At 49.4% G+C, this 15851-nt stretch carries 11 protein-coding genes and 1 pseudogene; 11 read left to right on the forward strand and 1 reads right to left on the reverse strand.

Annotation, left to right across the window (positions count from 1 at the left end):
* Positions 1-4 precede the first annotated feature (4 nt).
* The gene (locus AC0THY_RS09525; RefSeq protein WP_489990385.1) at positions 5-2557 is read right to left on the reverse strand and encodes an EAL domain-containing protein; all 2553 of its coding nucleotides are present in this window, start codon (positions 2555-2557) and stop codon (positions 5-7) included.
* A gap of 292 nt (positions 2558-2849) precedes the next feature.
* On the opposite strand from AC0THY_RS09525, the gene AC0THY_RS09530 reads away from it, so the two are divergent.
* From AC0THY_RS09530 to AC0THY_RS09580, 11 genes and pseudogenes are all read left to right on the forward strand, one after another.
* Complete coding sequence (locus AC0THY_RS09530) at positions 2850-4352, forward strand: hypothetical protein (protein ID WP_489990386.1); 1503 nt, start codon at positions 2850-2852, stop codon at positions 4350-4352.
* A 71-nt stretch (positions 4353-4423) separates the two neighbouring features.
* Positions 4424-6682 (forward strand): ATP-binding protein, encoded by a 2259-nt coding sequence (locus AC0THY_RS09535; protein ID WP_489990387.1) that lies wholly within the window; start codon positions 4424-4426, stop codon positions 6680-6682.
* Positions 6683-6714: 32 nt separating this feature from the next.
* On the forward strand, positions 6715-8550 hold the full coding sequence (locus tag AC0THY_RS09540) for an extracellular solute-binding protein (RefSeq protein WP_489990388.1): 1836 nt from the start codon (positions 6715-6717) through the stop codon (positions 8548-8550).
* A 98-nt stretch (positions 8551-8648) separates the two neighbouring features.
* Positions 8649-10793 (forward strand): ATP-binding protein, encoded by a 2145-nt coding sequence (locus AC0THY_RS09545; protein WP_489990389.1) that lies wholly within the window; start codon positions 8649-8651, stop codon positions 10791-10793.
* Positions 10790-11701 (forward strand): PDC sensor domain-containing protein, encoded by a 912-nt coding sequence (locus AC0THY_RS09550; protein WP_489990390.1) that lies wholly within the window; start codon positions 10790-10792, stop codon positions 11699-11701. Before AC0THY_RS09545 ends, AC0THY_RS09550 begins: the two co-directional genes overlap by 4 nt.
* Positions 11702-11954: 253 nt before the next feature.
* Positions 11955-12521 (forward strand): transglutaminase-like domain-containing protein, encoded by a 567-nt coding sequence (locus tag AC0THY_RS09555; RefSeq protein WP_489990391.1) that lies wholly within the window; start codon positions 11955-11957, stop codon positions 12519-12521.
* 318 nt (positions 12522-12839) lie between these two features.
* Positions 12840-13091: a hypothetical protein gene (locus AC0THY_RS09560; protein WP_489990392.1), complete on the forward strand. Its 252-nt coding sequence runs from the start codon at positions 12840-12842 to the stop codon at positions 13089-13091.
* Complete coding sequence (locus AC0THY_RS09565) at positions 13079-13306, forward strand: group II intron maturase-specific domain-containing protein (RefSeq protein WP_489990393.1); 228 nt, start codon at positions 13079-13081, stop codon at positions 13304-13306. The genes AC0THY_RS09560 and AC0THY_RS09565 overlap by 13 nt, the downstream gene beginning before the upstream one ends.
* Positions 13307-13486: 180 nt before the next feature.
* Positions 13487-14272: an alpha/beta fold hydrolase gene (locus AC0THY_RS09570; RefSeq protein WP_489990394.1), complete on the forward strand. Its 786-nt coding sequence runs from the start codon at positions 13487-13489 to the stop codon at positions 14270-14272.
* A 214-nt stretch (positions 14273-14486) separates the two neighbouring features.
* A pseudogene (locus AC0THY_RS09575) lies at positions 14487-14594 on the forward strand (transposase); the annotation flags it as partial.
* Between the two features lie 284 nt (positions 14595-14878).
* The gene (locus AC0THY_RS09580; protein ID WP_489994168.1) at positions 14879-15271 is read left to right on the forward strand and encodes a tyrosine-type recombinase/integrase; all 393 of its coding nucleotides are present in this window, start codon (positions 14879-14881) and stop codon (positions 15269-15271) included.
* Positions 15272-15851: the final 580 nt, after the last annotated feature.

Here is a 15851-nt window from a genome sequence, read left to right on the forward strand (position 1 = left end):
GCGATCACCCCTTCCGTGAAAAGCACTCGTCCTTGCCGCCGGCCTTTGCAGCATACAAGGTTTCGCGTGCCTGGCGTATGATTTCATCCAATGGTTCCTCTGCATTCCAGAGCGTTATGCCGGCAAAGCAAGTCACCGAATCCGGGTCCGCGTAACGGCTCTCATAATAAGCCCGGAGAATAGCCGTTTCTTTTTTATGGGCGACTTCCATGGAGCCTATGCGGCGCATCACAACCAGAAATTCATCCCCGCCCATTCGGACCAGCACATCGTCCACCCGGGTGTGGGCACGCAGAAGAGAGGCGAAGTGGAAAATCAAATGATCGCCCTCCACATAGCCATACTTCTCGTTGAACTTTTTCAAGTCGTCCAGTTCAAACAGATAAACAGCGGAGGATGGCTCATGCCGCAGTGATTCGGCGATGGTGTACAGCCCCCGGCGGTTGAGAAGACCGGTCATGGTGTCTCTGCATGCCTCATCCTGCAGAGACCGCATCTGTAACTGAAGAGTGTGGATGCTCATCGCCCGCAGGACCCTCCTGCGCAGCGACTCCTGGTTGTGGGGCTTAGCCGCATAGTCGGCGGCGCCCAACTCCATGGCACTGCGCTCCAGTTCCATGTAAAGCGGTCCCGTGGCGATGCACGGTGTTTCCCAGGCGCCCCGCTCCTTTTGAATCGCAGTCAGGATATCAGCGCTGCCTTGGAGTGTTAAGCTAAGAATCACAGCCGACATCTGATACAGACGGTTTCCCAGGATTTTAACTGTCTCCTCATAGCTGTCCGCCTCCAGTACCTTAAAGCAGTCGGAGAAGGTCCTTTGCACTTGAGTGCGATATTCCTCGTCCTCATCGGCCACCAGCAGAACCCTGTTCATGCGGTCCACAGAACCGACAGACCGGCTGTTTTCCATGTCTGCGTGAGGGGCCTGCGCTGTCAAGACGGAAACAAAATTATCCACAGGCATGGGTTTGGCAAAATAATAGCCCTGGGCGTAGTCACACCCATCGTTTTGAAGCCTCTCCAACTGCTCCCGGGTCTCCACTCCCTCCGCCACCACGCTCAATTTCATCCATCGGGCCAGGTCCACGATAAAGCGCAGGATGCCCTGTCCGGCGGGCCTGATGCCATCCGTCTGGAGAAACTTCATATCCAGCTTCAGTACGTCGACGGGCATTTCCGTGAGCATATTCAGCGAAGAGTATCCGCTTCCAAAATCATCCATTTCAATGACGAAGCCCAGCTTGCGCAGAGCGCCCAAGGTTTCGATGAGCTGTCTTGAGGTATCTGTATACGCGCTTTCCGTGATCTCCAAATGCAGGCGGGAGGGGGAAAGTCCGTGCCGCCGGACGAGACCCGTCAGGACTTCAGCCAGATCCGCGTTGTAGATATCCATCCGGGAGACGTTGACAGATATGTTGATGCTGGGATAGCCCTTCCGGTCCCATTCCTGGAGCAGAGCGCAGACCCGCTCCCAGACATATTGGTCCAGCTTGGTGATAAAGCCGCTGCGCTCAAAAATGGGGATGAACTCCCCAGGCGGCTGCAGGCCCCACTCCGGGTGGTTCCAGCGCACCAGCGCCTCGGCCCCCGCCAGCCGGCCGTCCCGGAGCTGGTACTTGGGCTGTAAGTAGACCTCAAACTGCCCCGTGGCCAGGGCCGTTTCCATGCCGTCCGTGATGGCCTGCCTGCGCAGCAGAGTGCCCCGCAGCTTATCGTCGTAGAGTGCAAAGTGCTTGCCGTACTTTCCCTTGATGCTGTGCGCCGCCAGCAGCGCCCGGTCACACATCTGTTCTACGGAGATCTCCCGGTCCTCCACCGCGTAGATGCCGTATTTCATGATCACGTTCTGATTGCCGAAGCCGCTGTTGATCCTGCTGTCCGACTGGGTGAACATCTCGTCCGAATAGTCCTCGCGGTGCTCCAGAAGACAGGCGAACTGGTCGGCGCTCAGGCGGCCGCAGATCCCGTGATCCCCCAGACGCTGGGTGCAGAGCTTGGCCACCTGCCGCAGCAGGCGGTCGCCCGCGTCCATGCCGAAGGTGTCGTTGATCAGTTTGAAGTCCTCAATGTCGGAACAGAGGATATCATATTTCACATCCGGATTCCGAAACAGGATATCCCGGACCTGCTGGCAGAAATATTCCTTGCTGAACACCCCGGTGACCCGGTCATACTGGATCTGATGGATAAGGGCGGAGGTCTCCCGCAGGCGGATGATGCCGGCTGCCCGGTGTAAGATGACCTGGGCGCGGTAGGGCTTGGTGATGAAGTCCGTGGCCCCGTTGGAAAGTGCAGCCACCTCATCCGCCTCACTGTTGTTGGATGTTGTGACAATGACCGGGATCGAATTCAGCCTGTGATCTGCTTTCAGATGCTTTAGGAAGGTGTAGCCATCCATGACCGGCATAACAATATCCAACAGGATCAGAGAGATTCCCTCTCGGTATTTCTCCAGCAGCGACAGGGCCTGCGCCCCGTTTTCTGCCTCCAGAACCGTATATTGAGAAGACAGGATGGCGCACAGCGCCGCCCGGTTGATCTCATTGTCTTCAACCATTAAAACTTTTCTCTCGAATAACATTGCTCACACTCAATCCTTTACTTTATTCATGCATATATTATATGTATATAACTTCAATTGCAAATGACATATATTTGTCATTTTAAATGACAAACAATGAATTTAAATACTCTTAAACTATAGAATACCTTATTTTTAGGCAAAGTTCAAGAGAATGTCTGTATTTAACAATGATACTTGAGTGTCATTTTAAATGACAAACGATGCGATTTTTGTTGCAAACTTAATCGCTTTACGGTATACTGGTATGAAAAAGGGGGATGAAACTGTGCAGTTCTATGAAAAGCTAATTTTTGTCATGAATTTGACTCAAACAACGAACCGGGAGCTGGCTCTGGCAGCGCAGGTAGACCCCTCCATCATCAGCCGCTTCCGCAGCGGAAAGAGAGGGATCCCGCGCAATCTGGAGCCGCTGCGCAGCATGGCGGATTTTCTTGCCGAACGCTGTACCGGCGAATATCAGAGAAGAGCCCTGTCGGAGATGGCGGGGGTCAGACGGGTCCTAATGGACAAGCAGGATCAGCTGTCAGAATTTTTATTTTGCTGGTTGTGCGGTGACGCGGACGGAGTGGAGCGCTTCATGCGCAGCTTTGAATCGCTGACCATTAAGGGGGTTGCGCCCAACTCCACCTTGGAGGGCGCAACAATCAGCCGTAAAGGGAATTTTATTCATTTTGGAAATGAGGGGAAGCGTGCCGCGGTGCGTGCCATGTACCAACACCTGTTGGCCCGTCAGGAACCGGGCACGATCTGCATCCTTGCCGATGAAACCGACGATTGGCTGATGGAAGATTATGATTTTACCTCCCAAATGCAGGCCTGGCTGCTGGACTGCATCCGTCGGGGCTTTCAGATCTGCCACATCATACCGCCGATTTACTCGGGCGATCAGATTCTGGAATCCCTGGCCCGCTGGATCCCGCTCTATATGACCGGCAAGGTAAAAGCCTATTTTTATCCCCATATCCGCGACCGCCTTTACCGGCACACCATCATCATGCAGCCCGGACAAATCGCGATTGCATCCCATTCCATGGCGGGCCAGTCCAACAGCTACGCCACGATACTGACCACAGACCCGGGGGTGCTCCGGGCGACGGAATCGGAGTTTCAAGCCTATCTCGCCCTGTGCCGGCCTATGCTGAATACCTACTCAGAACCCCAAAAGCTGTTCCAGTGCTTTATGAAATTCTTATCGCCTCAGGGCTTCCGCATTCAAAAGCAGATCTCCTTGTCCGCGGTGACCGCACCCTTTGAACTTGTTGCGGACTCCATCGAAAAAAGGGAAGACCCCGAGCAGAAACGCCTGGGCGAGATTTACCTCCAGGAGATGAAGCGGCTGGAACAGGAGCAGGACCAGTACAACCTGATCGATATCGTTCACCTGGACAGCGCTGACCAGGTCCGTGCGGGCAAAGTACCCATCACCGCCACCTGCTGGCCGGGCGGCGCCCTTTACTACACCCCGGAGACCTATGTTCTGCACTTAAAGAAGATCCTGCATATTTTGGACACCCATGAAAATTATCACTTTGTCCCTCTGGAAGGGCCTGATGAACAGGAGAGCTCCCTTTTGGTCAAGGAGAATCACAGAGCTCTTCTGGTGCATACCTCAGAGCCCTTTACCGTCTTTGAGATCTCCCAGCCTGAAATCGTGGCACTATACCGGGAGTACCTGCTTCGCCTGGCGGAGAAAGTGGGATACAAGGGTATCCATCGAACGAAGATTAAGTCCCGGCTTCGGGAGCTGATCCGGGAGCTGGAGGAGTGACACATGAAAACATGTCGTTAATACCAGCCTCTATTGGCTGCGGCCAAAGCAGTAAGGGGTAAAAGATTGATATGAAAAACAACGATCATTTAATGAACTCCGGACAGGAGCATAAAGCGCGCCGAGCGGTCCGTTTCCCGATGCTGCTTATGGGCTGTATCGCGATTTTTTTCATTGTTATCCTGTTGACGGTTTTGTTCTACCGTTCTCTGGAGAGGGAAATCTACAAGGAGCGGGCCGCTTACATGACAGAGATCTCGGCGCAGGTGGTTTCCACGACAGACACGGTTGCAAACGCACAGTGGAATCTTGCGGCGTTCTTGTCAAACCGCATGAAAGCATCCCAGATATCCGACACGGCGGAACTGACGGAGTGGATTACCTCTGAGAACGAGATCCACGACCAGGATGAGTTGAGTTTTCTCGTGTTTGACAATGCAGGCAATTATTATGACGCCGCTGGAATCCGGGTACGGTGGCAGGGAAGCCTGATGTCAATCCAGGAAGATTCACCAAAACGGCAGGTGGAGGTCCTAACCCTGTCCACAACGCCCAAGAATTCCGATGAGATGGTGTTTCTTCTGCGCATGGAAACCCCGGTCGTGTTAAAGGCCGAAGGCGTGACTCTCACACACGTTGCAGTGGTGCGGGATATGGATATATTTTACGAACAGTTTCAGGTACCCTCCTTTGAGGGCTCAGGAGAGAATTTTTTTGTGAGCAGCGTGGGGACGCGGGTTTATCGGGGCAAATCGTACAGCGAAGTGATCGGGGACGTTTACAACGTGCTCAAGCCTCTGGAGAAGATGTCTTTTTGCTTTGGGGGCTCTTATGAGAAGCTGAAGGAAACCATCGCAAGCAAGGAAAAATGCTGTATGGAATTTTCGGATGCAGAGAATACGCACTATTATGTTACCAGTGTGCCCATGGGGATAAACGATTGGTCCATCTTGAGCGTGGTGCCATCCTCTGTGGTCAGCGCGCAGATGCAGCATTTTCTGAATATGACGCTCTTTGGCATGGGCGCCATCGCTTTGCTGGTGCTTGCAGCAATATCCACGGCAATTCTGCTGATTGTCCGCTACCGGACCAGCCAGCAGCTGCTGCACCGGCAGGCGGAGATGAATACCGCTCTGCAGGAGGCGGCGCAGACCGCGGAGGAGGCCAGCCGTGCCAAGACGGTATTTCTCTCGCACATGTCGCACGACATCCGCACTCCGATCAACGGCATCATGGGCATGACCGACATTGCGGTGCGCAACCTTGGCGATACCGGCCGGGTAGCGGATTGCCTGGGGAAAATCACAATGTCCTCCAAGCATCTCTTGAGTCTGGTGAATGACGTACTTGATATGTCACGGATTGAGAGCGGAAAAGTCAAGCTGGAACACAAACCGTTTTATGTGGAGGCGCTGCTGGATGCCTGCTACAGTCTGGTGGCAGGTCAGGTACAGGAACGCGGCCTCACGATGAAAAGGGAGTTCTCCGGAGTTGGACAACTGGTGCTGTCGGGTGACGAGCTGCGCCTGCGGCAGATCATAATCAACATTCTGGGGAATGCCGTCAAATTCACGCCGGATGACGGGGAGGTTGTATTCACCGCCTGCGGCAAGGACGTGGGCGGCGGAATGTCCGAACTCACGCTGATCATTCAGGACAACGGGATCGGCATGAGCGAAGACTTCCAGCAAAAGATTTTCGAGCCTTTTACGCAGGCGGAGGACGGCCCGAAGAGCCACTATAAAGGAACCGGGTTAGGCATGTCCATTGTCAAGCAGTTTCTGGATCTGATGGGGGGCAGCATTGAACTGCAAAGCGCGCCGGGCCAGGGAAGCAAATTTACCGTGAAACTGCGCCTGCCCAACGTGACAGTGACAGCCCCACTCCGTCAGGATTACGCGCCGGACGATGATACGTTTTTACTGAAAGGACTGCGGGTGCTTCTGGTGGAGGACAATGAAATGAACATGGAGATCGCCCGCTACATTCTGGAGGAGTGCGGCATGGAGGTAACGGCTGCGGAGAACGGCCTGAAGGCCGTTGAAATTTTTAAGGACCGCCCGGAAGGAAGCTTCGATGTGATTCTGATGGACGTGATGATGCCTGTGATGGACGGTCTGGAAGCTACGAGAACCATCCGTGCCGGCAATCAGAGCGATGCAAAGACCATACCTATCATCGCCATGACTGCCAATGCCTACGCCGAGGACCGGAGGGCTGTGCTTGAGGCCGGGATGAACCGGCATCTGGCAAAGCCAATCGAACGCGAAGAACTGCTTCATGCTTTAGTTGAAGTGCGTACCAGAACAAATAACCAGTGTAAGGAGTAAAAATAAAAAGGAAATACAGGAGGATTTGAGAAATGAAAATAAAAAGGCCGATTGCACTGCTCACGGCCGCAATCATAATGTTATGTCTTGGTCTGACCGGCTGCCGGTCCGCTGACGAAACCACTTCCGGTGACGAGCATGAGCCGCTGACGCTGCTTTCTCTCAATATAGATCGGTCGGCCTTCCTGGCGGCGTTGGAGGAGAACTGTCCCGGTGTCCGGATAGAATTTATAAGTTATACCGGCGGCAGCGGCACCGGTTACTCACAGTATCTGCTGGACAAAGGGCATCCCCCGGACATTTATACGATATCGGTATTCGGGATGCAGGATAAGCAGAAGGAGTATCTGCTGGACCTGTCGGGATACGAATTTTTGAACAACTACAATACGGTCGATATCAATCAGGTCACACTGGACGGCGCAGTTTATATGCTCCCGTCCAGCGCCGCAATCATGGGTTTATACTACAACAAGACGATGTTTGCGGAGCACGGCTGGGAGGTGCCGCAAAATTTTGAAGAGCTCAAGGCGTTAGTTGAGGTCATCAGGGAGGCTGGAATCGACCCGGTATCGGCCCAGTTCAAACTGCCCGGCAACGGCTTCTTCGACGTATTTACAATGGCAAAGACAGGATTCCTGTCCACGCCGGAAGGCCGCCGGTGGGAGCAGGACTTTAAGAACGGAGACGCAACGGCGGCGGAGGGACTGTCGGCGGCGGTGGAAGCGATCCAGGAACTGATCGACTGTGGATTCCTGGATGCGGAGGACACAAAGCGCAGCAGCAGTGAGGCAACCAATTACTTTTATGACCGCGGGGCGGCTATGTATCTGAATGCCGGCACCATTCCCAGGTATACCCAAAACGAAGACGGTACAGGCGATGTATATGGCATTATGCCGTTCTATGGCCCGGGGACGGATAATATGGTGCTGATTCAACAGCCCTATAGATATTTCGGCCTGTCAAAGGAACTGGCGGAGCCGGGCAATGAGCAGAAGCTTGAGGATGCGCTGCGTGTCATGGAGTTTTTCTCCACGCAGGAGGGGCAGACAGCGCTTCTGTCGAAAAAGGATAACTATGTACCGCCGTTGAAAAACAGTGAGATTCCGGAGGACTCTCCGTTTTATGAGGTGGAACAGGTCATACGGCAGAGATATGTCTCTACCCTTGCCTATGCAGGGTATGAGCCCATCATTATAGGAGCCGGGAATAAGGTGCGTGACTGGGTGCAGGGAAAATGTACCGGAGCCGATGTGCTCGCCTGCATCGATCAGCTCCAGGCCGAATATCTCAGTACCGGCATGCCGGTTGAAGGTACCGCAGCTTGTGATTTTACCCATGAGGAAACCGTGCAGCTTCAGGCGGAGGCAATCCGGCTTGCGGCAGGGACGGATTTCGCCATGATCTCGATGGGCGTGATACGCGGCGGCGAGGAGAATATGGGGGGCGCCTGCGGGCAGATCTTCGAGGGGGATATCAATGAGGATGCGCTCATATCGCTGCTGCCAAATTATTGTACGGATCCGCTCTATGTGCTGACACTGTCCGGCGCCGAAGTCCGGGGCCTTTTAGAAACCGGATTGGTGGCCGCCGAGGGGGCGGAGGGCTACCCCTACATCCCCTCGGGACTGACGGCTGAGATGAATGAGGACGGGACGGTAAAAGCGGTTACGCTGGCGGACGGCTCACTGCTTGACGAAAATGCCGGCTATACCGTGGCCTTCAACAAGAAAGGCTTTAACGATGAGATCCGACAGATTGGGAATGCACGGGAGACAGATATCCCCATCATAGACGCCGTGCGCGAGTACATGAGCGCTCACTCTCCCCTCATCCCTCTGGAGCCGTCTGTTATAAAGCCGTAAATAGTGACTTTGAGCCAGTCCGATGGCATCTTCGATAGAATACAAACATTTTATATGCATGCAGATCAGTCACTGATTGCGGGAAAGAGAGGATGAATATGAACATTGCCAAAGCAAAAAAGTCCTTACTTCGTTTCGGCAAATACATATTGGCCGCAGTTGTTCTGGTTTGTATGTTTTTTGCTTTTGCGAATACGTATCGGCTGAATCATTCCATCGATGAGGGAAATCGTAAAATTATCTTGAACTATGCAAATCAAGTCGCCTATCGGCTGCACGACATGTTTGAACGAGTGGATATCAGTTTGAATGAATTAAGCAGCAAGTTTGAGGAAACGAGCGGCCACCTGACGCAGGAGGAATTGCTGGAACAATTAAAACACTACGATGAAACCTGGAGCATGGATGCCAGCGGATTGATGTATGAGAACGGTGAGAACTGCCTGTCTGACGGAGCGCCGGTGCTGCTGGAAAGTGAAATATCCCTGCGGGATGTGCTCAGCTATTCCGAGAAACTCAATATTTCAAGGCAAAACATCGATGGTAAGGATATGCTTGTGTTTGCAAAACCCTGCCGGACACAGGTGGGCGGCCAGACGGTAAGCGGCATCTTTTCCGCTGTAAAGCTGGAGCGTCTGGAGGAGTTTCTGGGAGATTACGGATACGGCGCAGGCAGTTTTTTGGCGGTGACGCAAAGCGATGGGAACAATATTTGGAGGCAGGGAGAAGACTTGCCTTACGGCACGGGCAACTGCCTATTAGATTTGGAACAGATGGATGTGAGCGGGCAGGATTCCGTTTTGCAAATGAAGACGCGCATGAGTGTGTCTATGGACGGAACCATTTCTTATGAGCGCGACGCTCAAAAGTATTATATGGCCTATGTGCCCTTAGGCGTAAACTACTGGTATCTTCTTGTCAGCGCCCGCTCTGACTCCATCGACCTTACGGAGCTGTCGCAGCAGCATTTTTTCATTTCCGCGATGTTGGTGGCGGTGATCTTGGTGATGGGGCTGGTTGGAATCGTATATTTGTTCCAGCGCAACCGCAGCATTTCCTACCATAATAAACAGCTTCAGATCGCCACAGATCTGGCCAATCAGGCAAATGCTGCGAAGCGGGATTTTCTCGCCAAGGTCTCCCATGAAATCCGTACGCCGCTTAACGGCGTGATAGGGATGATTTCCCTTGCCCAAAATGACTGCGCAAAGCGGGATAAATGTCTGGAGCACTTGGAGAAGGCAGCCGACTCCGCTCAATATCTGCTGGCACTGATTAACGATGTGCTGGATATGTCGCAAATTGAGAGTGGGAAACAAAGGCTGTCGGAAGAAACGGTGGATATGACCGCGCTGCTGGAGGAAGTCAAATTCCAGATGGAAATCAGCGCCCGGGAGAAAGGGCTGTCTGCCGAAACCAACGCCCAAACACTGAAGCACCGCTATTTCAAAGGGGATTACCTGCGGCTGAAGCAGATTTTAACCAATCTGACCACCAACGCGGTGAAATACACGCCAGCCGGCGGAACCATCCGTCTGGAGATCGGAGAGGCCGAGAAGGACGACGGCTCCAAGGTCGTCTTCCGTGTGGAGGACAACGGCGAGGGCATCGCCCCGGAGCGGATTGAAGCGATTTTTAAGCCCTTTGAGCAGGCAAGCCTGGAGCGCAAAGGCGGCGTGGGGCTGGGGTTGTCCATTGTCCGCAGCTTTGTGGAGCTGATGGGTGGGACAATTTCAGTAGACAGCGCGCCGGGTGTGGGCAGCGCCTTTCAAGTCACGCTGCCGCTGCCCGTAGCATCGCCGCCGGGGAATTCTCCCGAGCAGCAGAAGGAATCCTATGATCTGACGGGCCTCTCCGTCCTGCTGGCGGAGGACAATGAGATCAATGCAGAAATCGCAATTGCGCTTTTGGAGAGCTTAGGGGCTGAGGTGACCCTTGTCAACGATGGGAACGAGGCGGTAAAAGCATTTCAAGAGGCTGCTCCGGGAACCTATCAGGTGATCCTGATGGATATTCAGATGCCCAACATGAACGGGATTGAGGCCACGAAAGCGATTCGGGCCTTGGAGCGCGAGGACGCGGCTAAAATTCTGATTTTTGCCATGACTGCAAATGCTTTCAAAGAGCAGCAGGATGAGATGCTTCAGGCGGGAATGAATGAGTGTATGTACAAACCTATCGACATTGAAAAAGTGTGTGCCTGTATTAGAAGGTGGATATATGAGGAAGGAGGGAATGTATGAAGAAATTTCTGATAAGTTTGGGATTGGCGGCCTTATTTGTGGGAGGAACCCTATTTGCCGGTAAGACTGCCCTTCATACAGTAAGCGATTTTGCAAACCGGGAAAACTTAGAGAAGACCACATTGGTCCAGGAACGTGTTCAGGAAACCATATCCCTTCTGGAGGATCTGAGCGAGGACCCATACATCCGCTCAAAGGAACACAGTTATCAGGAAAAGGCGGCGTACCTCACGGATAAGAACCAGCAGGAGAATCTGGGCTACATGATGCTGCGTATCTTGGACGAAGAAATAGGCGTTTACCGGGAGGACGCCGAGTCGTCTGTCTCCAATTTAGGCAGCCGCGATTATATGCAGAAGCTCTACAAAACAGGAGAGGTTCAGGTGACCGACGCTTTCCTTGCCGGGGCTGACGGAAAAACGATCAACTACACGGTGGCGGTGGCCATCGAGGAGGATAGCCGGGTGACCGGCGCGCTGTTTGCTGCCATTTATGGGGAGGAAATCGACGGATATTTGCAGGATGATCGCTATGCGGCCCATGTACTGGTTGGCAGTCAGCTGCAGTACATGGGCGGTGTCACCAATGACCGCTTCGGTCTGTCCGTGGCGCAGGTGTTGGAGGGAGAATACAAAACAAGCCGTCCGGTGGAAAATATTCTTTTGGATTTTAATGACAAAAAAAGTGGTTCCTTTTGGAGTTTGGAGAGCCCTCTTGAATATATCGTCTATTCCCCGGTGGATGGGGCGGATTGGGTTGTGATGACCCAAGTCCGGGCGATTCCACTTATTCAAAGTATACTGGTCACCTATGGATGCGGTGTGGCGGTTCTTCTGATATCGGGGTGCCTGCTGTTACGGGGGAAAAACAGGGGCAAAGAAGCTAAAGACATATCATCACATATTTGATGGGGAGGAAGCGTGCACTTGCCCCTTACCCGGCTTTTTCACTGCATTTGCCCTTCTCTCTTACTGTGGATGAGGCTTTCGCTTTGTCAGTACCGAAGCCTTTCAGATTGCAGCAAAAAAACGGTGAGCGATGTAATAAGTCTCTCCCTGTTTCAGACTGTAGACAAAGTCTGCTTTATAGTATAGTAATGCATATTTATGTTCTGACTTCTTGTATAATAAAATAAATTAGAAATTGCAAGGTAAACAGTAGATGGAACAATATTTAAGAGAAACGCCGATGTTAAATTATTCGGCTACAAATATACAACGATTGATAAATGATAGACTTTGGAAAAAAGTCGATGAATATAATCGTATAAAGCAAATATACAATTTTGTTCGAGATGAAATTCTATTTGGCTACAATGTAGATGATAATATTACGGCGTCAAAGGTTTTGGCTGATGGATATGGGCAATGTAATACAAAGGGAACTTTGTTCATGGCATTGCTTGGTGGGGTAAATATCCCCTGTCGAATACATGGTTTTACGATTGATAAGCAGTTACAAAAAATAAATGAAACCTGTTCGGGTGCTTTTTGTGGGTATGGCGTTGCTGTAAAGGACTTTCATAATCCGATTATTGACTTTGAGCGAAACAATACCTATATTCAAAGTGAGGGCATTACCCAAGATTTTGGAGCTTTTGATTGTCCGGACGATTTGCTTAAAAAACATCATCAAGAAATGTCATTCTTTAAAGCCTTTCTGTATAGTAATTTTGGTAGGCACTTAATGAATTACAATATCAGCAAAATAAGAAAAGGCGAGCGATAAATTCCAGTTGTGCGCCCAGCAAAGGGCAATTAACCTAACAGGTGCAAATCCTGTCTGACTAAGGTCTAGCCAACCATCAGTAGCGAGTCTTGCGTGATAATCAGTAATGATTATTGCGAAGCGTAGACAGCGAGCAAGTAGGGTTGCAATGCGATTGAGCCTCGAAAAGTTGAATTTCAGAGGGCTGACGTCTTAACTGGTGCGGAAAGCAACATCGGGTAACTCGATATGGCGAGAGTTGGTCGGCACTGCGGGGTCAAAGAGCCAATCATGCTTGACACAGTGGTTAATTGTCAACTGGGGAGAGCCTGTTGCTTCTTGGAAACAAGTACGCTTCATCAACTAGAAGATGGAGATGGGTGGACGAGCGGCAGGCAGGCTGTTTATGCGGATGATTTCATTGCGGGATTCCAATATAAGGCGGACGCAGAAAGATACTATGCCATGCTGAAAGAGAGACTGCGGAAATTTAATCTTGAACTTGAAGAAAGTAAGAGCCGTCTGATTGAGTTTGGAAGATATGCCGAAAGTAATCGCAAGCGAAAAGAGGGAAGAACATGCAGAAATTAACAGCCATGATAGAATGGCTGTATGAGAATAATGACCTGCCTGTGAAAGAACGGATTGCAAAGCTGAATAAGAAACTGATAGGACACTATCGTTACTATGGGGTTACGTTCAATGGAAAGAAGATAACTGCTTTTCTCCACTACACGCAGAGATATTTGTGCAAAGCATTAAACAGACGAAGTCAGATGAAAGCTACACATGGGATGGATATATAGATATGCTGAAAGTATATCTGCTAGCCAAACCAAAGATATATGTTAGTTTATTCTAAAAGTGAATGTTACTATGAGGAGCCGTATGCGTGAAAGGCGCACGTACGGATCTGTGAGGGGCTCGCGGCGTGAGCCACTTGTCTACTCGACTGTAGAGCAGTGAAAATTTAAGGAGGTATGGCTATGAGCTATTTTCTATTCGATAACAAGAAGGTTTTTTACAATGAGTTTGGCATGGGTACACCTTTGCTTTTTCTTCACGGAAATACAGCGTCCTCTATGATGTTTTTTGAAATTGTTGAAAAATACAAGGATAATTTCAAAGTAATTTTGATTGACTTTTTGGGGCACGGAAAATCAGACAGACTAAGTGAATTTCCCGCCGATTTATGGTTCTATGAAGCACAACAGGTTATTGCTTTTCTGAAAGAAAAACAATACTCAAATGTAAATATTATTGGAAGTAGCGGCGGTGCTTTAGTTGCTATCAATGTAGCTCTGGAAGCACCACAACTTGTATCAAAAGTGATCGCGGATAGTTTCGAGGGAGAAAGACCTTTAAAAGAATTTACAAAAAATGTTAAGGCAGATAGGGAGTTTTCCAAACACGATGATAATGTAAGATTGTTTTATCAGTATATGCAAGGCGACGACTGGGAACCGGTTGTTGACAATGACACTTCTGCTATTATCAGGCACGAAAAGGAAATAGGTAAATTCTTTCATAGCGAACTAAATAACTTTCAGCCCGATATTCTTTTGACTGGAAGTAAAGAAGATGAATTTGTTAGTAGTATTTCTCCCATTTATTTTGAAAAGACATATGGAGAAATACTTAATAAAATAGGGCATGGAAAAATGTACCTTTTTGGTACAGGTGGACATCCTGCTATGCTTACCAATCCCGATGAGTTTTACAAAATAAGTATAAAATTTTTTCAAGCACAAGTATTTGCAGAACCAAATTAATTACACTTTGTTACATCAATTCCAGTTTAATTACAAAGGTAACAGGATATCAGATATGATAAATTATCTGGTGTCCTGTATTTTTGTGTCACAGCAAAAATACCCCCCTGCTATGCAGGGGGAGGGCAGTTCTTTAGATATAAGCATGAACTCCTGTGCTAGAATAAAAGTGGGTCTGCAAAACCACAAATAAAAAGCACAGGAGGTCCAAAGAATGGACGTAAATAGTTTAGCTCATACAAAATGGGAATGCAAGTATCATATCGTATTTTCACCAAAATATCGTCGTCAGGTAATCTACAAAGACATAAAAGGGGATGTGGTGCAGTTGGCAGACCTTCAGTGCGCCTTCCGGGTGCAAGCAGGAAATAGCCCCTTATAGGGGCAGTGCAAGCCACCGGCTAAGCCGGTGGTCTTGACTGGAGAAATATCTGCAGGAAAGGAGAGGAAAGAAAATAATTATGTTGATGGAATAAAGAGTATGGGATTTACTTCATTGAAAACACCAAATTCTTATCGTACAATACCATTTATGGGTGGTGTAGAAGATATACTCAAAACACAAAGGGAAAAACAGATAAAAGAGAAGAAACGATTAAAGCATCGCTGCGTGGTCAGGGTCAATTTGACGATTTGGTATTTACCACTACGATGGGTTCTCCAATAACCAGATATATTGGAGAAAAAGAGGTAAATAAGATAGTAAAGACTATTAATTTACAGGAGGCGTTTGATTCAGTACGTGAAGGCAGAGAACCTGTTGAATTTGAACATGCTTACCCATATGCTATAAGACATTTATTCTGTACGCATTGTTTTGAATGCGGGATGAAACCTAAGGTGGTACAAGCTCTTATGGGACATGCCAGATATTCTACAACAATAGATATTTATACTCATGTTATGGGCGTTACCTTTGAAGAAGCTGATAAGTTTGCAGCCCCAGTTGTTGATTGTGCAACAGAATTTCCGGATTTGACGAAAATAAAAAGTGCTTGACGAAAGACTAAAATCAGTCAACAAAAGAAAGAGTAATATTCAAATGAAAAATGTACGAAAAAATTATTTTCGTCAAAATGCAAATGGAACCTCAAAAGATGGCTATTTTACAGGGGTTGAGAATAAAAGGTTGCAAAACAGATGGGCGGCAACTAATATAAACTGCTCTATCCTGTTTGATACCGGAAACCTTGATTTTTCAAGGGAAACCGGGTGTGTAAAGTCAATTGGAAACTATCGTAACTTAGTGTAAAATATCATAAGAAATCGCCGGAATTTGGGACTATTTTGAGACTAAATTGGGATTGAAAACCGTCTCGGTTGCTTAAGGGGATTTTGCCTGATGTTTAAAGGTTAGCGAGAGACAGTGACTGGGTACACGTAATAAGAATGTTGATGGCACACTATTGAGAAATCGGTGGTGTGTCATTTTGCGTTCAGGGGAAAGATTACTTTGAAAATGTTATTTCCAACGAGTAAACTGTAAAGATACATAGACATTTTATATCATGAGGTTTTATGCAAAGAAAAATTGAATACGTGGATATCAAAAATCCAGTGATATAACAGTTAATGCGGT

It is taken from the genome of Ruminococcus sp. 8Y-12 (assembly GCF_058119865.1).